This window comes from Streptomyces viridochromogenes, from assembly GCF_001270495.1.
In the GTDB taxonomy this organism is placed as follows: Bacteria; Actinomycetota; Actinomycetes; order Streptomycetales; family Streptomycetaceae; genus Streptomyces; species Streptomyces viridochromogenes_A.
The window spans coordinates 1-24316 of record NZ_LGUR01000277.1; the positions used below are offsets into that span (position 1 = coordinate 1).

The following is a 24316-nucleotide window of genomic DNA, read 5'->3' on the forward strand; positions in this document are numbered from 1 at the left end:
GCCCGTCCGGCGTTTGAGGACGAGGCCCGCAGGGCCGACAGCGGGGGTCTGGGGGCGCAGCCCCCAGGGATGGGACGGGTAGGGGCGGCGGGGGCGAGGCAATATGAGGGCATGCGTGCTGCCCGGCTGATCAAAATGGTGCTGCTCCTCCAGTCCCGGCCCTCCATGACCGCCGCCGAGTTGGCGCGCGAGCTGGAGGTCTCCGAGCGGACGGTCACGCGGGATGCGCAGGCGTTGTCGGAGGCAGGGGTTCCGGTCTACGCCGACCGGGGGCGGGCCGGAGGGTACCGGCTCATCGGGGGGTACCGGACCCGGCTGACGGGGCTCGCGCGGAGCGAGGCCGAGGCGTTGTTCCTGTCCGGGGTGCCGGGAGCGCTGCGGGAGATGGGGCTGGAGGACGCCGCCTCCGCCGCCCGGCTGAAGGTGTCGGCGGCTCTGGTGCCGTCGGTACGCGACGCCTCCCGTTCCGCCGCCCAGCGGTTCCATCTGGACGCCCCGAACTGGTTCAAGGAGCCGAAGACCCCCGAGCTGCTGCCGGCCGTCGCGGACGCGGTGTGGGACGACCGGCGGATCGTTGCCCGGTACCGGCGCGGGGAGAGCGAGGTCGAGCGGCAGCTGGAGCCGTACGGGCTCGTGCTGAAGGCGGGGGTCTGGTATCTGTGCGCCCGGGTCGCGGGCCGCGGCTCGTACCGGGTCTACCGCCTCGAACACTTCACGGCGGTGGACCCCGGTGCCGAGCGGTTCGAGCGGGACGACGACTTCGATCTGCCGGGCTTCTGGGACGAGCGGGCCGAGCAGTTCGCGCGGTCCCTGCTGCGAACCGAGGTCGTGGTGCGGGTGTCGCCGTACGGGGTGCGGCAGCTGCCACACACGGTCGATCCCCAGTCCGCCCGGGAGGCGGTCCGGGCAGCGGACGCCCCGGACGGGGACGGCTGGGTGACGCTGACGCTCCCGGTGGAGTCCGAGGAGGTCGCCCACACCCAGCTCGCGGCGCTCGGCCCGGAGGTCGAGGTACTGGCACCGGTGGAGCTGCGGGAGCGTTTCGCACGGGACGCGATACGGCTGGCCGCGCTGTACGGGGTGTGAGTGGTACGGGGGTGAGTGGTACGGCGGCAAAGGGCGCACGCGCATAACAATCCGCCCCACTCCACGTGCGTCCCACCCGCGCAGGGCCGATGCTTGACCCGTGATGGACGAGACGGAGTTCTGGGAGCTGGTGGACGGGGCCCGTGAGGCCGCCGAGGGCGACCCCGAGGAGCAGGCAGACCTGCTCGTGGACCGGCTGCTCCAGCAGGACCCCGACGCGGTGCTCGACTTCGCCCGTCACTTCGAGGCCCGCTACAACCGCGCGTACACCTGGGACCTGTGGGGCGCCGCGTGGGTTCTGCTGGACGGGGCCAGTGACGACGCGTTCGACTTCTTCCGGTGCTGGCTGATCGGCCAGGGCCGCGAGGTGTACGAGGGCGGTGTGCACGATCCCGACTCGCTCGCCGACCTGCTGGACGACTTCGACGAGGAGTTCGACGGCGACGCCGAGGAACTGGGCTACGCCGCGGACGAGGCCTATGAACAGCTCACCGGGACCGTGGCCCCCGACCTCGGCATCCCGCCCGCGCCCGCGGAACCGGAGGGCACCCCGGTCGACTTCGAGAACGAACGGGCGCTGGCGGAGCGGTATCCCAAGCTGTGGGAACGGTTCAAGGACTGACCCCGCGGTCTCAGGCCGCGGCCCGCCTGCGGCTCAGGTCCGACGGGAGGTAGGCCTGCGCCGGCTCGGCCTTGACGGCGTGGTACATGGGCGCCTTGTTGGCCTGGTCGAGCGCGGACGCCGTGACGGCGGCCGGCCCCAGGACGACGGTCACGACCGCGCAGACGACGGTCCAGACACGCTTGCTGCTGTTGCTGTTCCCCCTGCTGTCGCTGTTGCGGCTGCTCATGATCCCCACCTCCGGTCAGTGCGTGTGCATGACGACAGGAAGGACGATAGGGAGGCTGTCTCGGGGTGACCCTTGACTCGGCTACGAGAAACCTGTGAGACGTTCTCGCCTGGTGACCGACGTCACCGGGCGGGTCGGGAACGTTCACACCCCGTCTCTTGACCCGTTCCGTGATCCGCGGCTTAGGGTGGCCGCCCCCGACCAGGAGCACCCTGCCCATGACCAGCCTGTTCGTGCGGGAGATACCGCGCGCGGAGCACCTCGCCCAGCTGCGGCGGTATCCCGACACGAGCCATCTCCAGATCCCCGAGTGGGGCGACGTGAAGCCCGACTGGCTGCCGGAGAGCGTGGGCTGGTTCGAGGACGGGGAGCTGGTCGCGACGGCGCTCGTCCTGTACCGGCCGCTGCCCGGGACCAGACGCTTCCTGGCCTACCTGCCCGACGGTCCGGCGATCGACTGGCGTGCTCCGCGTCTGGAGCGGTGGCTGGATCCGCTCGTCGCCCACCTGAAGCGGATCGGGGCGTTCTCGGTCCGGATCGGCCCGCCCCTCGTCGTACGCCACTGGGACGCGGCCACCGTGGCGGCGGGCATCGCCGACCCCGACGTAGGTCATCTGCGCGATCTGCCCCCGGACGGCATCGACGGATACGCACTCGACGCCGCGGAGCGGCTGCGGCGGCTCGGGTGGCGGCGGTGCGAGGAGGACGAGGTGAGCGGTTTCGGCCTCGGGCAGCCGCGCTACGGCTGTGAGATCCCGTTGGCGGGGCGCTCGGTGGACGAGCTGCGCGGCGCCCTCGCGCCGCACTGGGAGCAGTCCCTGCGCACCGCGGAGGCAGCCGGCGTCCGTGTCTCCTGGGGCTCGGCCGCCGACCTGCCCGAGTTCCACCGCCTGTACGCCGCGACCGCCGCCCACGACGGCTTCAAAGCCCGCCCGCTGGACTACTTCCGGCGCATGTGGGCGGCCCTGAACGCCGAGGACGACGACCGGCTGCGCCTCTACGTCGCCGAGTACGACGGCGAGGTGCTCTCCGCGGCACTCATGATCAGCGTCGGCTCCCGCGTCTGGCACTCGTATGCCGCGTCCGGCCGCCGGGGGCGCGAACTGCGGCCCAGCAGCGCGCTGTTGTGGCGGATGCTGGGTGACGCGCGAGCCGCGGGCGCCGGGACCTACGACCTGCGCTCCATCACCCCCAGCCTCACCGAGGACCGCCTGCGCGGCCGGCTCCTGTTCAAGACGGGTGCGGGTGGCCGGGCGGTGGAGCGCCTCGGTGAGTGGGAGCTGCCGGTGGGGAGCCAGGGGAAGGTGCTCCAGCGGGCGTTGGGGGTCTATCTCGGGCGGCGGTGAGGGCGTCGTACCAGGTGCGGATCCGCGCCTCGTCGGGCTCGCCGGCCTCATGGCTGCCGGTCAGCCGTGCTGCCTCCGTGTCCCGGAACATCGGCATCAGCGCGGGCACGTCATCGACGGTGACCGCCCGGAGCAGTACCCGTTCCCCGCTCAGGGTGGGCTTGTCGAGGAAGTCCGGGCGCGGGGCGCTGCGCAGATGATCAGCCATGGCCGCATTGTGTCCGGCCACCGCGCACGGCGTCCTCCCCTTATCCGCTTGTCCGTCATGCGCTTGTCCGTCATGTGACCGTCCGTCATGCGACGCGGTCACCTGTGGTCGCGCAGGAAGGCCGGGATCCCGTCGCGGGTCGGGTAGTCGGGCAGGGGGGCCGGCTCGTCCCGGAGGAACGCGCTGATGACGGCGGCGGCTCGGTCGTTGTTGTCGTCGAGGCCGTTCCAGAGGCGATGGCCCACTCCGGGCATGTACTGCGTGCGCTGGACGGCGGGGCCGTTGGCGAGGATGGAGGTCGCCCACTGACGCGTCTGGGACGAGCACTCGGCGATCATCAGCATCGCGGGAGTCCGGGAGCGCCTCAGCTGCGGGGCGATGGACGGGGAGTCCCGCACCGTCCGCTGGACGCGGAGGCTGGCGGCGGGGCTGAAGGAGAAGTTCGTGGCGCTGTCCTCGGTCGGGATGCGGTGGGCGTCACGCGCGCAGTAGGCGGACGCGGTGTCGCTGCCGAGGTCGGCGGCGGTGAACGCGTTGGCGCCCTCGGCCTGTCCGATCAGCCCGGTCTCGGGGCTGAGGAGGCCCAGCCGCATGAGGCCGAACGCCACGGCGTACCGGGGGACGTGCGTCGATCGCGGTCCGGTCATGGCGGGCGCGAGGTCGCGCGCGGATTCCCTGCCCCTGTGTCCGGTGATCCGCGCGGTGGGGCCGTCCATCGGGCCGGGCTCGGCGATGATCGCCCGGCGCATGCGGGCGGCGACGCCGGGGTCGGCCAGGGCCCGCGTCAGCGTCACCCCGCCTGCCGAGAATCCGAGGATGTCGACCTTGCCCCTGTCCAGACGGTCGATGAAGGCGGCGAGGTCGCGGACCGACCTGGAGATCGTGTACTGGTCCATGGCCAGCAGGTCGCTTCGGCCCCCGCCGGCCTGCTCGTAGGCGTAGACGTCGTAGCCCTGCCGCGCCAGGAGCCGCAGGAAGCGATGGTCGAGCAGGGAGATGCCCCGGACCGGTCCGCCGTTGAGGTACACGAACGGGACGGGCTGCCTGGTGCTGTGCTTCGCGGGCGGGTAGTGGTACACCGCGACGCGGCTGCCGGTGGCCAGACTCCAGTGCTGCGTGGCCACGAAGGGCAGGGCGGGCGGGTGGCGCCGGGCCGTGGGCGCGGTCGGTATGCAGACCGACGCCGTCAACGCCGCCGCGACGACCACCGGCAGGAACGGCACGAGCCGTGCCGCCCCGGTACGACGCCGCCCCCGCCACAGCGCGGCGACGGTCCCGACGCCGACGGCCGTGAACCATGCGGCGGTTCCCGAGCTTGCCCCGTCCGTGAGGACGATCGACACGAGAAAGACGACGACCAGCGTCGTGACGGCGGCAAGGGCCAGGAGTAAGCGGCCGGTGAGGCGGGCCAGGCCGGCCAGGCGGATGGGGAACATGGGCACAGTGAGCCTCCAGCGCTTCGGAACCTGTTTCGGAACGTCGTTTCAGAACAGCGTTTCAAAACAACGTTAGCAAAGACGGTAGGCTTCTCGTCATGGGTAGGCCGAGGACGAACGACGAGACCGTCAAAGAGCGGCTCGTGGAGTGCGCGACCGAGCTGCTCGCCACCGGTTCGCAGGAGTCGGTCACCGTCCGGGCCGTGGCCACGGCCGCCGGGGCGTCGACGGCGGCGGTGTACTCGCTGTTCGGCGGCAAGGACGGGCTGATCGGAGCGGTCCGCGACAAAGCCGTCACCAGCCTGTTCCGGGCCGTTACGGCGGCGCCGACCTCCGAGGATCCCCTCGCCGACATCTACGCGCTGGCCGCCGCGTACCGGCGATGGGGACGCGAGCACAGCCACCTGTACTCGGTGCTGTTCGGTGGGGTGCAGTCCTTCAAGCCGTCGGGAGCGGTCGGTACGAGTGACCCCGTACGCCCGCTCATCGCGGCGATCGACCGGGCCGTGACGGAGTCCGTCCTCGACGGCCCGGCGACATCGATCGCCGTCTCGCTCTGGGTGACCCTGCACGGTCTGGTGACCCTCGAACTCGCCGGGGCCTTCGACGCCGCCACGGCGGAGGACGCGTTCGGGTCGTCGATCCACGCCACGCTGCGCGGCTGGGCGACGCCGGCGGTGTTCCGCGGTCTCCGGCACGACGAACCCTCCGGGCGAGCGTGAGGTCAACGCGTCTGCCGTCGGGCTTGTCTCACAGGTGGCCCCGCTTGTCGGGGGTGATCACCGAGCGGATGGTGTGGATCTGTCCGTCGAGCACCTCAAGGGCCAGGGTGTGGAGGACCTTGCCCTCCCGGTCGCGGAAGACCGCGCCGGCTCGACGTTGATCTCGTGCGGCTCGAACGTCACGTCCACCCGGGCCAGGAGCGGATAGCCGGAGGCGAGCTGCCGGGCACGTTCTCGGCGCCGGCGAACGTGGCGCGGGCTCCCGCCGTTCCTGGCGGTCCGCCTCGAACCGTGGCGAGCGAGGCGGACGCATGCCTGGTTGAAGCCCGCATGGATCCGCGCGGCGGGCCCGTCAGCGTCTGCCCTGGAGGAGGGCCGCCGTGTCCCTGATCTCGGGGAGGCGGGCGATGAGGGCCGCCCCCGGGCAGCTCGTCATGTAGCCCTCGTTGTGGCCGGCGACGGCCGGGAGCATGGTGGTGGTGCCGGAGTTGTAGCGGCTGTGGCTGTTGCTGGAGGTCAGCCGGACCTTCGCGCGCGGGTCCGTGTCGGTCTTCCCTAGCTTCCACGCGGCCAGCGCGGCGATCGAGTCGGTCATCGCCTTGGGTACCGGCACCCCGGCCGTGAAGGTGCCGATGGCGGCGATGCCGGTGCTGCGGTGGTTGAAGCCCTGGGTGTGGGCGCCGGTGACGGGACGGTCGATGCCGCCCGCGCGGCCCTCGTAGATGGTGCCGCAGCGGTCGACGAGGAAGTTGTAGCCGATGTCGTCCCAGTCGCGGGAGCCGGTCTGGCCCGCGTACAGGTACCGGATGATGCGGGGCACGTCGGCGCAGTCGTAGCCGTTGGGCGAGTCGGTGTGGTGGACGAAGACGGCGACGACCCGGTCGTCGTAGCGCGGTGGTGGCTGGGCACGCCGGGTGTCGTCGTCCAGCCAGGCCGACCTCGGGACGATGGGCGGCCGGGCCGCCTGATGCGAGGCGCCGGGACGCGCCGCGACCGGCCGCGCGGACGCCGCGACGACACGTTCGACCCCGCTCGCGCACAATGCCAGCGCGAGGACGGCGGCGAGGCCGGGCAGACAGCCGAGCAGCACGACCAGAACGGGCGGAACGCGCCACCCCGCGGGCGGTCGCAACCGGGTCCGGCCCAGCCCTCCGGACCGGAGCCGGCGCCGACTCCGGGACCGCACCTGGTCGCGGGACGACAGCCGGGCCCTAGCGTGCCACCGGGCCCGAGGCCGTTGCCGACGGCGGGGCCGGGGGCGGTGGCAGTGGCGGTAGCGGTTCCGAGGTGGCTGCGCAGCACCGGGCGCCCGCACGGCCCCCCGACCCGCCCCGACCTGCTGCACCCGCGCACCCGGCTCCTCCGGCTGGGCCCAGTGCTCCCGCACGGCCGACTCGTCCAACGCGGCCGACCGCTCACACACCACCTGCTCGCCGGACGCGCCCGCCCGATCCCCCGCCCCCGGCTCCTCCTGAGCGCCAGGCCGACCAGCGACGCTCGGCCGGTCCCGCACCGGCGATTCACCCAGCACGGACGGCTGGTCCGGGGCGCCCGGCTCTTCCCCCACGACCGACGACCGCTCCCGCACCCGCGGCTCATCCGGCAGGACACGCTCCTGCGGCTCCCCGCCCACACCGAGTCCTCGCGACGCCTCCCGCCCGCCATCCGCACCCGGCGCGCACGAAGCCTGCCCAGCAGTCTCACCCACCGGCCGCGCCGCGCCGCCCCTCGGCGCATCCCACGCCATCCCCGCAGCCCACGGTATTCGCACGGCACGAGGTCTTCGTCTCCCCCGCGTTCGCCGGAAGACCCTTGGGGTGACCCGTCGGAAGGCACGCATGGTCCTACTGTCCGACGGATCCGGTCCGCCCGCGATGTGTGGTGTGACACGCGGTGGAACCATCATCCCGGTCCGGGGCGTTTCTCCAGGTGAACTCAGCGTGGCCGGTTCCCGGCGGCGCGTGTGCGCGTGCTGATCAACAGACGGCTTCCGCGCGTACTAAGGGGTCCGAGAGAAAGGCGGCTCTGTGGACCTGCTCGACATCCTGCTGTTGCTGGTGATCCTGGCCTACGCCGCGTCCGGCTACCGGCGCGGACTGGTGGCCGGCTGCGTCTCGCTGGCCGGTTTCGTGGGCGGCGCGGTGATCGGCGTATGGATCCTGCCGTGGATGATGGACCTGGTCACGCCGGGGACGACGTCGGCGACCGTGACCGCCGTGCTCACGGTGCTGGTGCCGGCCGTGGTGGTCCACGAGCTTGCGGGGCGGCTGGCCCTGCGGCTGCGCCGGGAGCTGGACCGGGGCCCGCTCAGGGTGGCCGACGGCGTCGGCGGGGCCGTGGCCAACTCGGTGGCCGTGCTGATCGTGGCCTGGGTGGCCGCGAGTGTCCTCGCCGCTTCCTCCTCGCCCCTGCTCACCTCGGCCATCCGGGACTCCCGGCTCCTCGGAACCGTGCAGGACGCCATGCCGGACGCGACACCGGCCTGGTTCTCGCGGGCCACCACCGCACTCACCGAGGCGGGCTTCCCCCAGGTCTTCAACCCGTTCGAGAACGAGTCGACCGCCGAGGTCGCCAAGCCCACCGGCGACAGCGTCACAGCCGCCGCCACCAACGCCGCCAAGCTCAGCACCGTCAAGATCGAGGGCGTCTCGGGCACCCAGGGCCGCGAGGGCAGCGGCTTCGTCTACTCCCCCCGGCACGTGATGACCAACGCCCACGTCGTGGCCGGCATCGACGAACCCGGCGTCCGGGTCGGCGGCGTCGGGCAGTCGTACGCGTCGCGGGTGGTGCTCTTCGACCCGCAGCGGGACGTGGCCGTGCTGTACGTCCCCGAGCTGCGCGCCCCCGTCCTCCGGTTCGACGACGACGCCACGCGCGGCGACTCGGCGGTCGTGGCCGGCTATCCGGAGGACGGCGATCTCAACCTCCAGGCGGCGACGGTCGCGAACCGGGTGCGGGCGACCGGCCAGAACATCTACAACGACGCGACCGTCACCCGCGAGATCTACTCGATCCGCTCCACCGTCCGCCCCGGCAACTCCGGCGGCCCGCTGCTGACCACCGACGGCAAGGTGTTCGGCGTCGTCTTCGCCCGCTCGACGTCCGACGCCGAGACGGGCTACGTCCTGACGGCGGCCGAGGTCGCCTCCGACGCGAAGCGCGCGGCGAACGCCACGGCACCGGTCGACACGGGGAACCTCGTCACGTCCTGAGGCGAGGGGATGTCCGGGCACGCGGGCCTACGGGCATGCGGGCGTTGCCCGGGTCAGAGACCTCGCCCCATGAACACGTCGTCCACATACTCCCCGTCCAGGAAGAACTCCTCGGGCAGCACCCCCTCCACCACGAACCCCTCGGACTCGTACAGCTTGCGAGCCGGTGTGTTGTGGGCGAGGACGCGCAGGGTGAGTCGGCGGACGCCCCTGCGGCGGGTCTCCTCGACGGCCGCGCGGATCAGCGCCCGGCCGACGCCGTGGCCGCGCGCCTCCTCGGCGACGGCGAGGCCCTGGATCTGCCGGACGTGCGTGTTGCAGGCCAGCGGGGTGGAAAAGCCCAGACGGACGTATCCGACGATACGACGGTTCAGCTCCGCCACCAGATGGTCCCCGGGGGTGTGCCGGTCGGTGAAGAACGGCGGGTAGGGCGGCTGCGGCTGCGGCATGACCGCGTGCAGCGGTGACCACGTGACACGGTCGAGGTGGGAGAGCTCCTCCTCGTCGTCGGGCAGGGCGGCGCGTATACGGGGTACGTACGACTCGGACATGGGCGTCACCTTATGACCGGGGGACGGGAGCCGACCGGGGTTTTATGTGAGCACGGGCAGGATGTGGTTATGGAACTTTCAAGAATCGCGGTGGCCGGCTCCTCCGGGCTGATCGGCGGGGCCCTGGTGCGGTCCCTGGTCGCGGACGGGCACGAGGTGGTCCGGCTGGTGCGGCGCGCGCCCCGCTCGGCGGACGAGGTCCGGTGGGATCCCGAGCGGAAGTACGTGGACACGGCCGGGCTCGCGGGCTGCGACGTCGTGGTCAATCTGGCCGGGGCCAACGTGGGTTCGCGGCGCTGGACGGAGGCGTACAAGGCGAAGCTCCGGAGCGGCCGGGTGCTGGGTACGGCGGCGCTGGCGGAGGCGGTGGCCTCGCTGGACGCGCCGCCGCGGGTCTTCGTGAACGGCAGCGCGATCGGCTACTACGGCGAGACCGGCGAGCGGACCGTCGACGAGAGCGCCCCGCCCGGGGAGGGCTTCCTGCCCTCGCTGGTCGTGGAGTGGGAAGGTGCGGCGGCGCCCGCGCGGGAGGCGGGCGTCCGGACGGTGTTCCCGCGCACGGGGCTGGTGGTGGCCCGGCGGGGCGGGGCCTGGGGACGGCTGTTCCCGCTGTTCAAGGCCGGGCTGGGCGGGCGGATGGGGGACGGGCGGCAGTACTGGTCGTTCGTCTCGCTGCACGACGAGGTGGCCGCCATCCGGCATCTCATCGACACCGACGGTCTGTCGGGGCCGTTCAACGTGACCGCGCCGCAGCCGCTGACGAACCGTGAGATCACCGAGGTCATGGGGCGCGTGCTGCACCGGCCGACGCTCTTCGCGGTCCCGGCGCCCGTACTGCGGACCGTCCTCGGCGAGATGGCCGGGGACGTGCTGGGCAGCCAACGGGTGCTGCCGAAGCGGCTGCTGGAGTCGGGGTTCACCTTCGCGTTCCCGGAGATCGAGGGGGCGATCCGGGCGGCCGCCCAGTAATTCCGGCGCCCGTCCGGACGGCCGCACAGCACGGTCGGACAGGAGCCGACGCCCAGGAGCGGACGTCCGTATGCGACCGCCGTGCGACCGTGCTCTGCCCATGCGCGACTGTTTCTGACCGATCACAGCCCTAACCTCGTCCCGAACTCGGGTATCCCCTAAGCCTGTTGGGGGCATGACGTCTCCACCGGCCGCGCAACCTCGAGGAGGGGCACGTGCTTGAGCCCGCGTACCAGGCGGACGTCGTCATCGTGGGAGCCGGGGTCGCCGGACTCTCCGCGGCGCATCGACTGACCAGCGCAGGAGTGAGGACCGCAGTCCTGGAGGCCGCCCCTTGCCCGGGCGGCCGCATGTCGACGGAGAAGATCGACGGGTTCCGGCTCGACCGGATCGGACAGCTTCTGTCGACGTCGTATCCGGAACTACGTCTGACACCCGGCCTCGACGCGCTGGCCCTGCGCCCCTTCGCGCCGGGCGTACTGCTGCACAGCGACGGGCGCCGACAGCGCGCGGGCGCGTTCGCCAAGCCACGGAGCGCGAGGGGCGCACTCCACGCGGTGCGCGCCCTGGCGAGCGCCCCTCGGGCGGCGTCCGTGCGGGGCATCCCGGGGCAGACGACCCTGCCGAGGGTGCGCGCGAGCGCCCCGCTGGGTACCGCGGTCGACCAGGCCCGGCTCGGCGCCGCGCTCGCCCGCCTCGCCATCGCGCCCGTCGAACGGCTGCTGGCCCGCCCGGAGTTGCCGGCCGCGCAGGCCCTCGCGGAGCGGGGCGTACCGGCCCGCACGATCGACGGTTTCCTACGGCCGCTGCTCGCCGCGCTGCTGTGCGACCCGGAGCTGACGACGTCCAGCCGGTGCGCGGATCTCGCGCTGCGGGCCTTCGCCAGCGGGCGCCTGTGTGTGCCCGAGGGCGGCGCCGAGGCGCTGCCGGAACTGCTCGCCCGGACGTTGCCGCCGGGTACCGTGCACACCGGCGTGCGGGTCACGTCGGTCGCCACGACATCGGTGACCACCGCGGAGCACGGCGAGATACCGTGCCGGGCCGTCCTGCTGGCGACGGACGCACGGACCGCCGCCGAGCTGCTGCCGGGCCTGCGCGTACCGGACTTCCACCCGGTGACGGTCGTCCACCACACCACCGACGAGCCGCCGACGACCGGCGCCTCCCTGATGCTGGACGCCGACCGGGGCGGCCCGGTCGCGCACACGGCGGTGATGAGCCAGGTCGACCCCAGCCGCGCGCCGGCGGGCCGGGCACTCGTCTCGTCGACGGTCCTCGGCACCCCGCCGTCCGACATCGACACGGCCGTACGCATGCACCTGTCCCGCCTCTACGGCACCTCCACGGCACGCTGGGAGACCCTCGCCGTGCACCACACCCCGGAGGCCGTCCCCGCGATGCGCCCGCCGCACGACCTGCGCCGCCCGGTGCGCCTGCTGGCGGGCCTGTACGTGTGCGGCGACCACCGGGACACCAGCACGACCCAGGGCGCCCTCCACTCGGCCCACAGGGCGGCGGCCGCGATCCTGGCGGACCTGGGAGCGGCCGGTTCCCTGCACAGGGCGGAGCCGTTAAGGGCGGCGGCCTGAAGGGCGCAGGGCACCCGCGCCCCCGTGAGGGGCGCGGGGCTGTGTCGATCTGCGGCTCCGCCGCGGGGGCGCGACCAGCCACAACGTGACGCAAGGGCAGTACACACGGTCGGAGTTACGGCGAGCCCTCTACCCGAACGCCGCGACCTTGTCGCGATACCCCCGCACCGGCGCCGCATCCCGATACGGCTCCAACCTCCGCTCGAAGTCCTTGACGTACTCGACCGCCCGCACCGACCGCATCTCCGCCGCCGCGCCCGCCGCCTCCGCCCCCAGCGCACAGGCCTGATCGAGCTCACCGAGCCCCAGCCGCGCAGAGGCGAGAACGACCCGGCAGAACAACCGGCTGCGGGCGTACGCGGGCGCACGCAACTGCAAGGACCGCTCCGCGTGCTGCGCCGCCGCCCGGAACTGCTGCAGATCCCGGTGGCAGTGCCCGAACTCGTCGGCGAGCTGCCCCTCGTCGAAGAACCGCGCCCAGTGCGGCACGTCGTCGCCGGGGCGAGCCGCTTCGAGGGCGCGTTCGGCCCGGACCAGGGAGGCCGTACAGGCGCGCACCTCGCCCAGCACGCCGTGCCCGCGCGCCTCGCACGCGTGCAGCAGGGCCTGCACGACCGGCGGCGCGCTGGCGCCCACGCCCTGCTGGGCCACGCGCGCGAGCTGGACGGCCTCGCGGCCGTGGGCCAGATAGACGGCCTGGCGGCTCATGGTGACCAGGACGTAGGAGCCGAAGGCCCGGTCCCCGGCCGCCTGCGCGAGCCGCAGCGACTGCACGAAGTAGCGCTGGGCGAGCCCGTGCGCCGCGATGTCGTACGACGTCCAGCCCGCGAGTCGCGTGAGGTCCGCGGCGGCCGCGAACAGGCGGCGGCCGGTCTGCTCGCCGTAGGTGCCGCGCAGCATCGGCTCGCACTCGTGCTCCAGGTAGCGCACGAGGGCCTGGCGGGCGTGGCCGCCGCCGTACATGTCGTCGAGGGAGCGGAACAGCTCGCCGACCGAGCGCAGCGCCGCGATGTCGCCACCGGTGACCTTCTGGCCGGGGCCGCGCTCGCCCTGGCTGCGCTGGCGGGGTACGGCCGTGGGGCGGCCCTGGACCGGGATGCGGGCGATCGGCTCGCCCCGGGCGACCTTCTCGTCGGCGCGGCCGATCAGCCAGTCCCGGCTGGGCACGACGAGACCGGCCGGGGTGAAGGCGATCTTGCGCAGCTCGGCGTGGCTGCCGGAGTCCTTGCGCCACAGGCCGCTGACGATGTCGACGGCCTCCTCGGGGGTGGCGGCGAACTCCAGGCCCGCGTACACGGGGGCGCAGGCGTCGAGGCCGAGGTCCTGGGCGGAGAGCCGACGGCCGAGGCGGCGTGTGAAGACCTCGGCGATGAGGGCGGGTGTCGTACCGCGTGGCTGCTGGCCGCGCAGCCAGCGCGTGACCGAGGTCTTGTCGTATCTGAGATCAAGCCCGTGTTCGAGGCCGAGCTGGTCCACCCGGCGGGCGAGACCCGCGTTGGAGAATCCCGCTTCTGCGATGAGCGCGGCGAGCTGGCGGTTGGGAGTGCGCTGCGCGGGTCGTTCCGTCATCTGCGGTGCGGTCTCCTGCCTTTGGGACCTCGCGTGGCCGGTGCGGCCGCGGGTGCCCGGATTGCCGGTGAGCAGCCCTTTTGGCCTGCCCGAACGGCGCGAATGTAGCGGAGAGTAAGCACCCGATCGCACATTTCGCCGCCCATTCATCCGATCGTGTGAGGATTGCCCTACCGGGCTGACGCGGGCCGTGAGACGTCACCCGAACAAGCCGGTCGTACAGTGGCGTAGGCACGCTTTGTGCCTTACGACTTTCCGGTGCTTCTAGGGAGGCGCTTGCCGTGAGTGAGTTGCGGTTCGTCCGTATGGGGTTCGGCGCGGACGCCGTCGAGTACCAGGAGGCGTGGAACGAGCAGCGCCGGGTGCACGCGGCGCGGTTCGCGGACGAGCTCCCCGACACGGTCCTACTGCTCGAACACCCCCCGGTGTACACGGCGGGCCGGCGCACGGCGGACAACGAGCGGCCCCTGGACGGCACGCCGGTCGTCGACGTGGACCGCGGCGGCAAGATCACCTGGCACGGCCCGGGCCAGCTGGTCGGCTACCCGATCCAGAAACTGCCCCGCCCCGTGGACGTCGTGGCGCACGTACGTCGGCTGGAGGAGGCCCTGATCCGCACCTGCGCGGAGTTCGGCCTGGAGACCACCCGGGTCGAGGGGCGCAGCGGCGTATGGGTCCTCGGCGACCCGGTGGAGCAGCGCCCAGCGCTCGGCGGGCTGTCCCTGGACTTCGACCCCCGTCTCACCGACGAGGAGTTCGACCCCCGTCTGAACGGCCCCGAGTACGCCCCGTCCAACGCGGGCCAGCGGCGTGAGGACCGCAAGATCGCGGCGATCGGGATCCGGGTCGCCAAGGGCGTGACCATGCACGGCTTCGCGCTGAACGTGAACCCGGACAACAAGTGGTTCGACAAGATCATCCCGTGCGGGATCCGGGACGCGGGCGTCGCCTCCCTGGCGAACGAACTCGGCCGGGACGTCACGATCGCCGAGGTGCTGCCGGTCGCGGAGCGGCATCTGAAGGACGTACTGGAGAACGCGGACCTGAAGCCCCGGGAGATCGAGAGAACCCCGGCCGCGTGACAGACCCCCGGGGTTCCTCGCCCCCGCCGCCCCTACCCGTCCCATCCCCAGGGGCTCCGCCCCTTCGACCCCGGTTGCCTTTCGGGTGCGGGCGGGAGGGGGCCGGTCGCGCCCACGCGGCGGAGCCGCACATCGATACAGCCCCGCGCCCCTTCCGGGGCTCCGCCCCAGACCCCGCTCCTCAAACGCCGGAGGGGCTGAGTTTTTCAGCCCGTCCGGCGTTTGAGGACAAGGCCCGCAGGGCCGATGCGGGGGTCTGGGGGCACAGCCCCCAGGGATGGGACGGGTAGGGGCGGCGGGGGCGAGGAAACGCGGGGCGCGCAGGAATGCGCCGACGTTCCGCAAGGTTGCCCAGCCCGGAGACGCAAAACGCACGGGCGTACCCTGGTGTACGCCGAAGAATCGAAGCTACAGGGAGCCGACGTGTCCGCAGTCTCACCCGACGGACGCAAGATGCTGCGCCTGGAGGTCCGCAACAGCCAGACCCCCATCGAGCGCAAGCCCGAGTGGATCAAGACCCGGGCGAAAATGGGCCCCGAGTACACGAAGATGCAGAGCCTCGTGAAGAGCGAGGGCCTGCACACGGTCTGCCAGGAAGCCGGCTGCCCGAACATCTACGAGTGCTGGGAGGACCGCGAGGCGACCTTCCTCATCGGCGGCGACCAGTGCACCCGGCGCTGTGACTTCTGCCAGATCGACACCGGCAAGCCCGAGGCGCTCGACCGCGACGAGCCGCGCCGCGTCGGCGAGTCCGTGGTCACCATGGACCTGAACTACGCCACCATCACCGGCGTCGCCCGCGACGACCTCCCCGACGGCGGCGCCTGGCTGTACGCCGAGACGGTGCGCCAGATCCACCAGCAGACGGCGGAGCGCGAGGCCGGCCGCACCAAGGTCGAGCTGCTCGCCCCGGACTTCAACGCGGTACCGGAGCTGCTCCAGGAGGTCTTCGCCTCCCGCCCCGAGGTCTTCGCGCACAACGTCGAGACGGTGCCCCGGATCTTCAAGCGCATCCGCCCCGGTTTCCGCTACGAGCGCTCCCTGAAGGTCATCACCGAGGCCCGCGACTACGGCCTGGTCACCAAGTCCAACCTGATCCTCGGCATGGGCGAGACCCGCGAGGAGGTCAGCGAGGCGCTCCAGCAGCTCCACGACGCGGGCTGCGAGCTGGTGACCATCACGCAGTACCTGCGCCCCTCCGTGCGCCACCACCCGGTGGAGCGCTGGGTCAAGCCGCAGGAGTTCGTGGAGCTGAAGCAGGAGGCCGAAGAGATCGGCTTCTCCGGTGTCATGTCCGGCCCGCTGGTGCGCTCCTCGTACCGCGCCGGACGGCTCTACCAGATGGCCGTCGAGAAGCGCGGAACCTACGTCGCCTCACAGGCCGTCTAGTGGCACGGAGTGCCACCAGCTGCGTGTGAATCTGCGCACAAGCAACTACCCCTCGGTAGTCACCGATTGACGCGGCCCTGGGACGTCCCCGCAGATAGGGGGGCCATCAGGGCCGCGTCAAGCATTTCGGGGCGCGTATCAAGGCTTCATTGGTGTTTGACCGGTCGGTCACGCCCTGGTAACACCAATCAGTGACGCTGGTTGCACACCCCGTACACCGCTCACCAAAGCCGCCATCCCGAGGGGGGACCTCCACCATGCAGGCCGCGCCCGTTCGCGCCACCGCCATCCCGTCGTTCACCACTGCACTGCGTGCCGTCGAGTCGCTGCTCATGAGCAGCGGCCAGCGCACCGCCCGCCGCAACGCATGGACCTCCGTACTGGAGGACCGCCGTCGCGCCAAGGACCGGGTCGAGACACAGCGCGTACTGGACCAGGCCACCGTCGTCCGTCCCTGACCCCTCCCCCGTCCCGTCAAGGCACTGCCGTCGTCGGCGCTTCCGGGGCCACGTAGACTTCGTGGCATGGCGAGGAAGGACACGGCAGCGGACGCTGCGAACCCCGGGCGACTCAAGCAGATCGCTCTGACCTACAAGATGACCCGCAGGGCCGACAAGAAGATCGGTCTTGTACTCGCGGCTGTCGGAATCGTCACCTTCGGTGTCTTCCTCGCGATCGGTTTCTTGATCGGTCACCCCATCTATCTCGGCATCCTGGGCCTGCTGCTCGCCTTCCTCGCGTCGGCGATCGTGTTCGGGCGCCGGGCCGAGCGGGCGGCCTTCGGGCAGATGGAAGGCCAGCCCGGCGCGGCGGCGGCCGTACTGGACAACATCGGCCGGGGCTGGACGACGACGCCCGCGGTGGCGATGAACCGCAGCCAGGACGTGGTGCACCGGGCTGTCGGCAAGGCCGGCATCGTGCTGGTCGCCGAGGGCAACCCGAACCGGGTGAAGAGCCTGCTGGCCGCGGAGAAGAAGAAGATGAACCGCATCGTCGCGGACGTGCCGGTGCACGATCTGATCGTCGGCACGGGCGAGGGCCAGGTCGGGCTCAAGAAGCTGCGCACCACCATGCTGAAGCTGCCCCGCGTACTGACCGGCCCCCAGGTGACCGCCACCAACGACCGGCTGAAGGCGATGGGGGATCTGATGAGCAACATGCCATTGCCGAAAGGCCCTATGCCCAAGGGCATGAAACTCCCGAAGGGCGGGCCGAAGGCCCGTTGATCTCCCTCGTACGAGAACGTACGACGAACACGACGAAGGGGCGCCCGGATCACTCCGGGCGCCCCTTCGTCGTACGACTGCCGGATGTACGACTGCTAGATGCGGACTTCCACGGTGCCGGCCAGCCGGTCGTGCAGGCCCCGGCCGTCGCGGTCCCAGATCAGGGCCGGGATGGCGACGCACAGCAGGGCCGAGCGGAGCAGGGCGCGCAGCGGGTTGACCGTGCCGGTCTCCAGGGTGACCACGCGGAGGCCGAAGAGGCGCTTACCCGGAGTGAAGCCGACGGTGCCGACGGTCAGGACGCTCATCAGGAAGAACAGGAGCAGGGCCCAGTTGCCGGTCGCCTGACCGTAGCCGTCGGTGATGAGACCGTATGCGATCAAAAGGCAGATGCCCCAGTCGACGGCCAGTGCTCCCAGCCGCCGTCCCGGGCGGGCGATGGAGCCCGGCCCGTCCTCCGGAAGTCCGAGTTGCTGACCCCGGTATCCGAAGTCGACACCCGCGTCCTCGGCGGCCGCGCGGGGGCCCGAGAGCCAGGATCCGATTGCTTGCCTCTTGTCCACCAGACCACCGTACTGTGCCCGTTTTGCGATGTGGACAGGTGGGGTGAGGTACGGGATGTCCGGTTAACGTGTGCGAAACAAATGGGTCACGCCCGAGAAATCACCCGTCCCTAGGGTCGAAGACAGCGTGTGCCACCGCACTGGCCGCACGAACGAACTACCACCCCGGTCGGACGGTCGGGAGTAGGAGGAGCTGGATGTTCCAGAACGCCGACGAGGCCAAGAAGTTCATCGCGGACGAGGACGTCAAGTTCGTCGACGTCCGGTTCTGCGACCTGCCGGGCGTCATGCAGCACTTCACGCTGCCGGTCGAGGCGTTCGACCCGGACGAGGAACTCGCCTTCGACGGATCGTCGATCCGTGGCTTCCAGGCCATCCACGAGTCCGACATGGCGCTGCGCGCGGACCTGTCGACCGCCCGGGTCGACCCGTTCCGCCGGGACAAGACGCTGAACATCAACTTCTTCATCCACGACCCGATCACCGGCGAGCAGTACAGCCGTGACCCGCGGAACGTGGCGAAGAAGGCCGAGGCCTACCTCGCCTCCACCGGCATCGCCGACACCGCGTACTTCGGCCCCGAGGCCGAGTTCTACGTGTTCGACAGCGTGCGCTTCGCCACCGGCGCGAACGAGTCCTTCTACCACATCGACTCCGAGGCGGGCGCCTGGAACACCGGTGCGCTGGAGGACAACCGCGGTTACAAGGTCCGCTACAAGGGCGGCTACTTCCCGGTCCCGCCGGTCGACCACTTCGCCGACCTGCGTGCCGAGATCTCCCTGGAGCTGGGCAAGGCCGGCCTCCAGGTCGAGCGCCAGCACCACGAGGTGGGCACCGCCGGCCAGGCCGAGATCAACTACAAGTTCAACACGCTGCTCGCCGCCGCCGACGACCTCCAGCTCTTCAAGTACATCGTGAAGAACGTCGCCTGGCGCAACGGCAAGACCGCGACCTTCATGCCGAAGCCGATCTTCGGTGACAACGGCTCGGGCATGCACGTCCACCAGTCGCTGTGGACCGGCGGCCAGCCGCTCTTCTACGACGAGGCCGGCTACGCGGGCCTGTCGGACACCGCCCGCTACTACATCGGCGGCATCCTCAAGCACGCCCCGTCGCTGCTCGCCTTCACCAACCCGACGGTGAACTCGTACCACCGCCTGGTCCCGGGCTTCGAGGCGCCGATCAACCTGGTGTACTCGCAGCGCAACCGCTCCGCCGCGATGCGTATCCCGATCACGGGCTCCAACCCGAAGGCCAAGCGCGTCGAGTTCCGCGCGCCCGACTCCTCCGGCAACCCGTACCTGGCCTTCTCGGCCCTGCTGCTCGCGGGCCTGGACGGCATCAAGAACAAGATCGAGCCGGCCGAGCCGATCGACAAGGACCTCTACGAGCTGGCTCCCGAGGAGCACGCCAACGTGGCGCAGGTCCCGACCTCGCTCCCGGCCGTCCTCGACTCGCTCGAGGCCGACCACGAGTTCCTCCTCCAGGGCGACGTCTTCACGCCGGACCTGATCGAGACGTGGATCGACTTCAAGCGGACGAACGAGATCGCCCCGCTGCAGCTGCGTCCGCACCCGCACGAGTTCGAGCTGTACTTCGACGTGTGATCGGCACCGTCGACGTCTGATCGACGGCTGATCGGTCTCCCGCACCGAGGCATACGCCCGCGCCCCCGCTGTTGTCCTGACAGCGGGGGCGCGGGCGTATGTTCTATTCTGCCGATGAGACGACACGGGGGTGGACGGGATGTCCGAGCACGAACACGACGACCAGGAGCGCGAGTTCGACCTGAGATGGGCGGACAACGCCGAGCACAAGGAGCCCTCGGCGCGGGCCCGTATGCTCGCCGCCCGCTGGAAGGAGAACCCGCCCGGTCCGGTGCCGTTCCGGGCCGAGCCCGATCATGTGGCACGGCGGCAGCGACGGTCGAGCTGGGTGTCCACGGCCATCGTGCTGGGCTGCGTCGCCGGGGTGATCGTGCTGCTGGGCTACATCAACTTCCGCGCGGGCTACTAGGCCGGTCCGGCGGGCCCCTGGGCTTTGGCTGGCGGCGCCCCGGGCTTTGCTGGCCCTAGGGTCGATCACGACCCGTTCATGGGGGTCACCGGGTGCACACTGGGCAGTGGGACGAGTGCCTGAGTGCGCGCGGGGTGATGCGAGATGCAGAGCCGGTTCCGGAGTGATCGGCGGTTGACCGCCCGGATGGGGATCACACTGTTTCTGCTCGGGTTGTTGTACGTGGCGTTCGTGGCCGCGTTGATCGTGCTGCTGAAGTCCTGGGTGCTCGTCGTGGTCGTGGCGGCGGGGCTGCTGGGGGCGCAGTACTGGTTCTCCGACCGGGTCGCCCTGTTCGCGATGCGGGGGCGGGTCGTGGAGCGGGAGGAGTATCCCGAGCTGCACGGGGTCGTCGACCGGCTGTCCGCCCTCGCCGACATGCCGAAGCCCGTGGTCGCCGTGTCGGAGATGGACATGCCGAACGCGTTCGCGACCGGGCGCAATCCCGATCATGCCGTGGTCTGTGTGACGACGGGGCTGCTGCGCCGGCTGGAGCCGGACGAGCTGGAGGGTGTGCTCGCGCACGAGCTGTCGCATGTGGCGCACAAGGACGTCGCCGTGATCACGGTGGCCTCGTTCCTCGGGGTGATCGCGGGGCTGATCGTGCGGTTCGCCTTCTACAGCCAGCTGTTCGGCGGCGGGCGCCGGGACCAGAACACCGCCGTGATCTTCGCCGCCGTGATGGGCGTGTCGGCGGCCGTCTACGCGATCAGCTTCCTGCTGATCCGGGCCCTGTCCCGGTACCGGGAGCTGGCCGCCGACCGGGCCGCGGCGCTGCTCACCGGACGGCCTTCGGCGCTGGCCTCCGCGCTCACCAAGGTCTCCGGCGACATCGCCCGGATCCCGTCCAAGGACCTGCGGACTGCGCAGGCCTTCAACGCCTTCTACTTCACCCCCGCGTTCGGCCGGGAGCCCGGCGTCGCGCGGCTCTTCTCCACCCACCCGAGCCTGGAGCAGCGGCTCGACCAACTGGGGCGGATCTCCTCCGAGCTGGGCGAGGCCGCGACTCCCGGAGGGGTGTGAGCATGGGGCTGCTGGACATCCTGTTCGGCCGTACGAAGCCGGTCGCGCCCGATCTCGACCGGCTCTTCGGGCTCCCCTCGGCGGCGGTGACCCTGGAGGCGGCGGCCGGGTTCCGGCCGACCGGCGACGGGGCGGTGTGCTTCGCCACGGTCGAGGGCGCCGCCTTCGCGCAGACGCACCGCGAGGTGCAGGCGCTGCTCGACGCGGACGCCGAGCGCGAGGGCCGGCCGGTGCGGCTGACGCGGGACGGCTACGGCTACTCGTGGCTGGTCTCCACGCGCAAGCCCGACCAGCTGCCGGACCTGGTCAACGACCTGCACGCGGTGAACAGCGCGATGGAGGTCAACGGCTTCGGGCCGCAGCTGCTGTGCTCGCTGGCGGGGTTCGAGGACGACGAGGCCCGGCGGCTCGCCCTCGTCTACCTCTACAAGCGGGGCACCTTCTATCCGTTCGCACCGCTGGCCGGCACCGCCGAGCGACGGGACAACCCGTTGGAGCTGCGGGTGAAGGCGCTCCTCACGAACGACCTGCGGATGGAGCAGGACCTGAGCCGCTGGTTCCCGGTCTGGGGTGCCCCCGGCCTGTGACCGGGGGCGATCTCACTTGCTCTTCTCGCGCTGCTGGCGACGGGCCTCGAAAGGACGCTCGCGCCGGTAGCGGCGCTCCCACTTGGCCTGCATGTCGCGGCGGTCGCGGTAGGAGCGGTAGTCCGCGGGCATGGAACCTCCCGACGGGGCCCCTCCCCCGGCCCCGCCCCTCGGCGCGGAGGAGCTCCGGCCGTACTGAAGGTAGAGGAAGAGCACCGCGACGGCGGCCAGCCAGTAGAGGTGGTTGTCGAATCCTAGGATCACCAGGACGACGGTCCCGGACATGACGATGGTGCCCATCACGGGCCTCCGTGAGCGTGGGTCGATTCTGGATCTCGAGCGGTGACCGATGCCCCGACGGGGCGCTGGGGAAGGGCGACCGGCCGTCGGTGCGTAGAGAGTAGCCCCGAGCCCGCAGGGTGGCGCCTGCCCTGCGCGAAGCGGCGTGAGCTGCTCCGTTACGCGTGTCCAGCGTAGGGATCCGGTCACCGGCCGTGCACCCCCTTTTCCCGCGACCCGGGTGCCGTGAATGAATGGGGCCCATGATCGAGCTCTCCTCTTTCACCCACGGCCATGACGGCGAACTGCTCAGCGGTGTGTACGGCGGTGACGCCGACGGCCCGGACCCGGCCACCGTCGTACTGCTGCACGGCGCGGGCAACGGCAGCAAGGAGCGGCTGCTCCCGCTGCTCACCGAGTTCGTGTCCCGCGGCTGCCGCGGGCTCGCCTTCGACTTCTCGGGGCACGGCGAAAGCACCGGTGAGCTGCGGGAGTTGAGCCTGCGGCGCCGCTTCGAGCAGGCGGTCGCCGTCATCGACGCGCGCGTTCCGGCGGACGGCCCGCTGATCGTGGTCGGCTTCAGCATGAGCGGGCAGACGGTGACGGATCTCGTCGGGCACTACGGCGGGCGCGTGGCGGCGGTCGGGCTCTGCGCCCCCGCCGTGTACGCGCAGGAGGCGTGGGACGTGCCGTTCGGCGAGGGGAACGGCCACTTCAGCGAGATCATCCGCAGGCCCGACGGCTGGCGTGGGGCGCCGGCGCTCGATGTGCTGCGGACGTACGAGGGGCGGGCGGTCCTCGCGGTGCCGGGGACGGACACGATCATCCCGCCGGCCGTGACGCAGGCGGTACAGGACGCGCTGGCCGCTCGCGCGCGGTTCACGCGGTTCGACGTGCCGGACGCCGAGCACATGCTGGGGCTGTGGTTCGAGGAACACGCCGAGGACCGGCGGGAGTTCGTGACGGCCGTACTGGCGGGCCTGGGTGACGAGGGAGCGTCGGCCACGCGCGCGTGGCCCGCCGAGCGGGTGCGGTAGCCGACGCCGGTCAGACCCCGGGCGCGGCCCTGACCACCCCGGCCCCGACGGCCGCCCCCAGGGTCGCGTGGTCGGCGACGGTCTGGTCGGCGTACGCCAGGGCGAAGTCGGTGACGGCGCGGTCGAAGGTGTCGGCGCTGCCGAGGTAGCCGGCGATGGCGATGCGGTCGCCGGAGCGGGCGTGCGCCCGGGCGAGGGCGGTGCCGCACAGGCGGGCGTAGGCGAGGAGGTCGTCCGGGCTCATCGCGGCGACGTCCGCGGAGCCCTTCATGTCGCGCAGCTGACGCCAGTAGAAGGCGCGGCCCTGCGGTCCGGACATCCAGCCGAGGAAGATGTCACTGGCCGCCTGCAACAGCCGCTGACCTGCGACGACGCGATGGCCGGGGTGGACGTAGGGGCCACTCGGCAGATGTTCCTCCAGTACGGACGGCCGGGCCTCCTTGATCTGGAGGAACAGCGGGTCGTCGGTGTCCCGTCCGGCGAGCAGGACGATGAAGCAGCGCAACCCGACGCTGCCGACGCCGACGACCTTGCGGGCGGCGTCGACGAAGCGGTAGCGGTCGAGGAGCAGGCGGCGCTCCTCGGAGAGGGTCGAGCGGTAGTCGCTGAAGGTCTTGCGCAGGGAGGCCATGTCGGAGGTGCCCGCGGGTTCGAGGAGCGGCGGGTCGTGGACGATGCGCCGGCGCCCGTCGACGACCTCCGTCAGCCGGTCGAAGGCCCGCAGGCTGGTGCGGCGGCGGGCGCGGCCGAGGCTGGCCTCGACGCGGCGGCGGTCACGGGCGGAGCGGACCAGGGGCAGAAGCTGCTCCGCCTCGATGCTCGTGTACCAGACGTCGAGTTCGCCGCGCCGGGCCAGCCGCCGGATGGTGGTGCGGTACGCGGTCACGGCCGCCAGGGCCGCGTGGCGGGCCTTGGCCTCCGGGTGGCCGATCTCGCGGGCGGCCACGGCGACCGAGGCGACGAGCCGTTTGACGTCCCACTCGAACGGGCCGCAGAACGTCTCGTCGAAGTCGTTCAGGTCGAAGAGCAGAGAGCGCTCCGGGGAGGCGTACAGGCCGAAGTTGAGCAGATGGGCGTCGCCGCACAGCTGCACGGTGAGGCCGGTGTGCGGGGCGGCGGCCAGGTCGGCGGCCATCACGGCGGCGGCGCCGCGCAGGAAGGCGAAGGGGGACGACGCCATCCGGCCGTACCTGATCGGCAGCAGCTCGGGCAGCCGGTCGCGGCCCTGGCGTTCCAGTACGGCGACGGGGTCGGGGCGGTCGACGGCGGGGATCCAGGCGGCGTGCGCGGAGCGGGGGACCTGCTTGCGGGCTGCCTTGCCGCGGAGGGCCCGGTCGGCGGGGGTGGCGGGGGTCGTCACGGGGAGACGGTTCTGTGTACGGCCGTCTCGTGCGCCGGTGGGGGTACGGCCGCCCCGTGCATCGGTGTGTGTACGGCCGCCCCGCGCACCGGCCGTCGTATGCCGTGCCTGCCCATCGCACCTCCCGCTGCCGCGCCCGCTCGGGGCGAGGTCCGCCACCTCCTGATTCGCAGTGA

Annotated in this window: 24 protein-coding genes and 1 pseudogene; 16 read left to right on the top strand and 9 right to left on the bottom strand. The window is 71.7% G+C overall.

The window, feature by feature from the left end; all coding sequences use genetic code 11:
* Positions 1-111: 111 nt before the first annotated feature.
* Both ADK36_RS45355 and ADK36_RS45360 read left to right on the top strand, forming a co-directional pair.
* A complete protein-coding gene (locus ADK36_RS45355) occupies positions 112-1086 on the top strand; it encodes a helix-turn-helix transcriptional regulator (RefSeq protein ID WP_053201722.1) in 975 nt (324 codons plus the stop codon).
* A gap of 103 nt (positions 1087-1189) precedes the next feature.
* A complete protein-coding gene (locus ADK36_RS45360) occupies positions 1190-1708 on the top strand; it encodes a DUF4240 domain-containing protein (RefSeq protein ID WP_048587211.1) in 519 nt (172 codons plus the stop codon).
* 10 nt (positions 1709-1718) lie between these two features.
* Here the strand turns inward: ADK36_RS45360 and ADK36_RS45365 are convergent, their stop codons facing one another.
* Positions 1719-1937 carry a hypothetical protein gene (locus ADK36_RS45365; protein WP_048587212.1) on the bottom strand — a complete coding sequence of 73 codons (219 nt, stop codon included), beginning with the start codon at positions 1935-1937 and terminating at the stop codon, positions 1719-1721.
* A gap of 218 nt (positions 1938-2155) precedes the next feature.
* Between ADK36_RS45365 and ADK36_RS45370 the strand changes: the two genes are divergently transcribed.
* Positions 2156-3283 (top strand): lipid II:glycine glycyltransferase FemX, encoded by a 1128-nt coding sequence (locus tag ADK36_RS45370; RefSeq protein WP_048587213.1) that lies wholly within the window; start codon positions 2156-2158, stop codon positions 3281-3283.
* A gap of 306 nt (positions 3284-3589) precedes the next feature.
* On the opposite strand, the gene ADK36_RS45380 is transcribed toward ADK36_RS45370, so the two are convergent.
* Positions 3590-4927, bottom strand: a complete 1338-nt coding sequence (locus tag ADK36_RS45380) for an alpha/beta fold hydrolase (RefSeq protein ID WP_053201724.1) — start codon at positions 4925-4927, stop codon at positions 3590-3592.
* A 98-nt stretch (positions 4928-5025) separates the two neighbouring features.
* Here ADK36_RS45380 and ADK36_RS45385 point away from each other — a divergent pair, with 98 nt between their 5' ends.
* Positions 5026-5649, top strand: a complete 624-nt coding sequence (locus ADK36_RS45385; RefSeq protein ID WP_048587215.1) for a TetR/AcrR family transcriptional regulator — start codon at positions 5026-5028, stop codon at positions 5647-5649.
* A gap of 28 nt (positions 5650-5677) precedes the next feature.
* On the opposite strand, the pseudogene ADK36_RS50865 reads toward ADK36_RS45385, so the two are convergent.
* Both ADK36_RS50865 and ADK36_RS45390 read right to left on the bottom strand, forming a co-directional pair.
* Positions 5678-5912 (bottom strand): annotated as a pseudogene (locus ADK36_RS50865) (RNA polymerase subunit sigma-24); the annotation flags it as partial.
* Between the two features lie 89 nt (positions 5913-6001).
* Positions 6002-6745: a peptidoglycan recognition protein family protein gene (locus tag ADK36_RS45390; protein ID WP_107083966.1), complete on the bottom strand. Its 744-nt coding sequence runs from the start codon at positions 6743-6745 to the stop codon at positions 6002-6004.
* Positions 6746-7676: 931 nt separating this feature from the next.
* Here ADK36_RS45390 and ADK36_RS45395 point away from each other — a divergent pair.
* Positions 7677-8861 carry a MarP family serine protease gene (locus ADK36_RS45395; protein ID WP_048587217.1) on the top strand — a complete coding sequence of 395 codons (1185 nt, stop codon included), beginning with the start codon at positions 7677-7679 and terminating at the stop codon, positions 8859-8861.
* Between the two features lie 53 nt (positions 8862-8914).
* On the opposite strand, the gene ADK36_RS45400 is transcribed toward ADK36_RS45395, so the two are convergent.
* Positions 8915-9412: a GNAT family N-acetyltransferase gene (locus ADK36_RS45400; RefSeq protein WP_048587218.1), complete on the bottom strand. Its 498-nt coding sequence runs from the start codon at positions 9410-9412 to the stop codon at positions 8915-8917.
* A gap of 69 nt (positions 9413-9481) precedes the next feature.
* Here ADK36_RS45400 and ADK36_RS45405 point away from each other — a divergent pair, with 69 nt between their 5' ends.
* The gene (locus tag ADK36_RS45405) at positions 9482-10381 is read left to right on the top strand and encodes a TIGR01777 family oxidoreductase (protein ID WP_078916790.1); all 900 of its coding nucleotides are present in this window, start codon (positions 9482-9484) and stop codon (positions 10379-10381) included.
* Between the two features lie 215 nt (positions 10382-10596).
* A complete protein-coding gene (locus tag ADK36_RS45410; protein WP_048587220.1) occupies positions 10597-11970 on the top strand; it encodes an NAD(P)/FAD-dependent oxidoreductase in 1374 nt (457 codons plus the stop codon).
* A gap of 129 nt (positions 11971-12099) precedes the next feature.
* On the opposite strand, the gene ADK36_RS45415 is transcribed toward ADK36_RS45410, so the two are convergent.
* Entirely contained in the window at positions 12100-13539 is a 1440-nt protein-coding gene (locus tag ADK36_RS45415) for a hypothetical protein (protein WP_048587221.1), read from the bottom strand.
* Positions 13540-13820: 281 nt separating this feature from the next.
* On the opposite strand from ADK36_RS45415, the gene lipB reads away from it, so the two are divergent.
* From lipB to ADK36_RS45435, 4 genes are all read left to right on the top strand, one after another.
* Entirely contained in the window at positions 13821-14621 is an 801-nt protein-coding gene (lipB, locus tag ADK36_RS45420) for a lipoyl(octanoyl) transferase LipB (protein WP_048587222.1), read from the top strand.
* Positions 14622-15044: 423 nt separating this feature from the next.
* Complete coding sequence (gene lipA / locus ADK36_RS45425) at positions 15045-16010, top strand: lipoyl synthase (protein WP_048587390.1); 966 nt, start codon at positions 15045-15047, stop codon at positions 16008-16010.
* A 257-nt stretch (positions 16011-16267) separates the two neighbouring features.
* Positions 16268-16468: a hypothetical protein gene (locus tag ADK36_RS45430; RefSeq protein ID WP_048587391.1), complete on the top strand. Its 201-nt coding sequence runs from the start codon at positions 16268-16270 to the stop codon at positions 16466-16468.
* Positions 16469-16534: 66 nt separating this feature from the next.
* The gene (locus ADK36_RS45435; protein WP_030049668.1) at positions 16535-17236 is read left to right on the top strand and encodes a DUF4191 domain-containing protein; all 702 of its coding nucleotides are present in this window, start codon (positions 16535-16537) and stop codon (positions 17234-17236) included.
* Between the two features lie 95 nt (positions 17237-17331).
* On the opposite strand, the gene ADK36_RS45440 is transcribed toward ADK36_RS45435, so the two are convergent.
* On the bottom strand, positions 17332-17799 hold the full coding sequence (locus tag ADK36_RS45440; protein WP_048587392.1) for an RDD family protein: 468 nt from the start codon (positions 17797-17799) through the stop codon (positions 17332-17334).
* 197 nt (positions 17800-17996) lie between these two features.
* On the opposite strand from ADK36_RS45440, the gene glnA reads away from it, so the two are divergent.
* The 4 genes from glnA (at position 17997) to pspAB (ending at position 21464) form a co-directional block, all read left to right on the top strand.
* Positions 17997-19406, top strand: coding sequence for a type I glutamate--ammonia ligase (gene glnA / locus ADK36_RS45445; protein WP_048587393.1), 1410 nt, complete (start codon positions 17997-17999; stop codon positions 19404-19406).
* 139 nt (positions 19407-19545) lie between these two features.
* Positions 19546-19815: a hypothetical protein gene (locus ADK36_RS45450; RefSeq protein ID WP_048587399.1), complete on the top strand. Its 270-nt coding sequence runs from the start codon at positions 19546-19548 to the stop codon at positions 19813-19815.
* 144 nt (positions 19816-19959) lie between these two features.
* On the top strand, positions 19960-20877 hold the full coding sequence (gene htpX / locus ADK36_RS45455; RefSeq protein ID WP_053201726.1) for a zinc metalloprotease HtpX: 918 nt from the start codon (positions 19960-19962) through the stop codon (positions 20875-20877).
* A 2-nt stretch (positions 20878-20879) separates the two neighbouring features.
* The gene (pspAB, locus tag ADK36_RS45460) at positions 20880-21464 is read left to right on the top strand and encodes a PspA-associated protein PspAB (RefSeq protein WP_048587395.1); all 585 of its coding nucleotides are present in this window, start codon (positions 20880-20882) and stop codon (positions 21462-21464) included.
* A gap of 12 nt (positions 21465-21476) precedes the next feature.
* Here the strand turns inward: pspAB and ADK36_RS45465 are convergent, their stop codons facing one another.
* Positions 21477-21764 carry a hypothetical protein gene (locus tag ADK36_RS45465; RefSeq protein WP_048587396.1) on the bottom strand — a complete coding sequence of 96 codons (288 nt, stop codon included), beginning with the start codon at positions 21762-21764 and terminating at the stop codon, positions 21477-21479.
* A 242-nt stretch (positions 21765-22006) separates the two neighbouring features.
* Here ADK36_RS45465 and ADK36_RS45470 point away from each other — a divergent pair, with 242 nt between their 5' ends.
* Complete coding sequence (locus ADK36_RS45470; RefSeq protein WP_053201727.1) at positions 22007-22780, top strand: alpha/beta hydrolase; 774 nt, start codon at positions 22007-22009, stop codon at positions 22778-22780.
* Between the two features lie 10 nt (positions 22781-22790).
* Here ADK36_RS45470 and ADK36_RS45475 read toward each other — a convergent pair whose 3' ends face one another.
* The gene (locus ADK36_RS45475) at positions 22791-24140 is read right to left on the bottom strand and encodes a DUF2252 domain-containing protein (RefSeq protein WP_048587398.1); all 1350 of its coding nucleotides are present in this window, start codon (positions 24138-24140) and stop codon (positions 22791-22793) included.
* Positions 24141-24316 lie beyond the last annotated feature (176 nt).

Bases quoted from the DNA above. Each gene is read 5' to 3' on its own strand.
- ADK36_RS45370 (WP_048587213.1), top strand. From the start codon at position 2,156: ATGACCAGCCTGTTCGTGCGGGAGATACCGCGCGCGGAGCACCTCGCC.
- ADK36_RS45415 (WP_048587221.1), bottom strand. From the start codon at position 13,539: ATGACGGAACGACCCGCGCAGCGCACTCCCAACCGCCAGCTCGCCGCG.
- ADK36_RS45450 (WP_048587399.1), top strand. From the start codon at position 19,546: ATGTCCGAGCACGAACACGACGACCAGGAGCGCGAGTTCGACCTGAGA.
- htpX (WP_053201726.1), top strand. From the start codon at position 19,960: ATGCAGAGCCGGTTCCGGAGTGATCGGCGGTTGACCGCCCGGATGGGG.
- ADK36_RS45430 (WP_048587391.1), top strand. From the start codon at position 16,268: ATGCAGGCCGCGCCCGTTCGCGCCACCGCCATCCCGTCGTTCACCACT.
- ADK36_RS45355 (WP_053201722.1), top strand. From the start codon at position 112: ATGCGTGCTGCCCGGCTGATCAAAATGGTGCTGCTCCTCCAGTCCCGG.
- ADK36_RS45405 (WP_078916790.1), top strand. From the start codon at position 9,482: ATGGAACTTTCAAGAATCGCGGTGGCCGGCTCCTCCGGGCTGATCGGC.
- ADK36_RS45470 (WP_053201727.1), top strand. From the start codon at position 22,007: ATGATCGAGCTCTCCTCTTTCACCCACGGCCATGACGGCGAACTGCTC.
- glnA (WP_048587393.1), top strand. From the start codon at position 17,997: ATGTTCCAGAACGCCGACGAGGCCAAGAAGTTCATCGCGGACGAGGAC.
- ADK36_RS45435 (WP_030049668.1), top strand. From the start codon at position 16,535: ATGGCGAGGAAGGACACGGCAGCGGACGCTGCGAACCCCGGGCGACTC.
- ADK36_RS45365 (WP_048587212.1), bottom strand. From the start codon at position 1,937: ATGAGCAGCCGCAACAGCGACAGCAGGGGGAACAGCAACAGCAGCAAG.
- ADK36_RS45465 (WP_048587396.1), bottom strand. From the start codon at position 21,764: ATGGGCACCATCGTCATGTCCGGGACCGTCGTCCTGGTGATCCTAGGA.
- pspAB (WP_048587395.1), top strand. From the start codon at position 20,880: ATGGGGCTGCTGGACATCCTGTTCGGCCGTACGAAGCCGGTCGCGCCC.
- ADK36_RS45400 (WP_048587218.1), bottom strand. From the start codon at position 9,412: ATGTCCGAGTCGTACGTACCCCGTATACGCGCCGCCCTGCCCGACGAC.
- ADK36_RS45360 (WP_048587211.1), top strand. From the start codon at position 1,190: ATGGACGAGACGGAGTTCTGGGAGCTGGTGGACGGGGCCCGTGAGGCC.
- ADK36_RS45380 (WP_053201724.1), bottom strand. From the start codon at position 4,927: ATGTTCCCCATCCGCCTGGCCGGCCTGGCCCGCCTCACCGGCCGCTTA.
- ADK36_RS45385 (WP_048587215.1), top strand. From the start codon at position 5,026: ATGGGTAGGCCGAGGACGAACGACGAGACCGTCAAAGAGCGGCTCGTG.